The organism is Alcanivorax sp. HI0044, assembly GCF_001634945.1.
The window spans coordinates 1-751 of record NZ_LWEZ01001227.1 but is presented as its reverse complement, the minus strand read 5'-3'; the positions used below and the strand labels follow the sequence as shown (position 1 = coordinate 751).

Sequence of the window (751 nt, the reverse complement as noted above, 5' to 3'; positions counted from 1 at the left end):
GGATAACAGCGTGCTGAAGCTGGCATCAATCGCATTTTCAGAAGGAAAGGATGATCAACTTTATCGCCAGCAATGGTTTTCGTTGTTTCTGGTTGGCCTGGTTTCCCTCTTTGTGGCGATTAATGCAGTAGCAGTTGTCTGGCTTGTCCCTTTTTTTTCCGAGGGTAAGCGCTGGGTATTATCGTACATGCTGGCCGCAATTGTGCCTTTCAGCTTATTGTTTCTCCAGACCCGCTTTTTGATAGCGGCCAGGAAAAGCTCCCTGGGGATATTTTTCTCTACATCTGCTCCGTTTATCGGCTTTATCCTGCTGATTTTTCTGTTCCCCGTTGAAAATGCAGCGACTGCAGCTGCGGCATTTCTTGCTGTATGTCTGGTTTCCCTGTCCCTGGCGCTGGGGGTATTTCCCCCGGGTAACAGACCGGGCTTTCCTGCCAAAGCAGATCGACGGGAAATGTTGTTGATGAGCCGGCATTTTTGGCTGGCTGCGGTATTTTCTGAAATGATTATCTGGGTCAGCCAGATTCTGGCCGTTATATGGTGCAGCCCTGATGAGCTGGCATGGCTGGCCTTGGGGCAACGAATCGCCTCCATAGTGAGCTTGCCGTTGATTGCGGTAAAGAGCGTGATCTCCCCTCAGCTTGCCAGCGCAATGAGCCAGAGAGATTTCGGAGGGCTTGCAAGAGGATTGCGCGAAAGCTCGTTGATAGGCCTTGTTATTGCTGCCCCACTGTTTGTATTTATTGTGGCC

1 protein-coding gene is annotated in these 751 nt (G+C 50.7%); it reads left to right on the top strand.

The annotated features are described in order from the left end of the window. On the top strand, nt 1-751 hold a 751-nt coding region (locus tag A3730_RS31790; RefSeq protein ID WP_197477508.1), incomplete at both ends, for a hypothetical protein.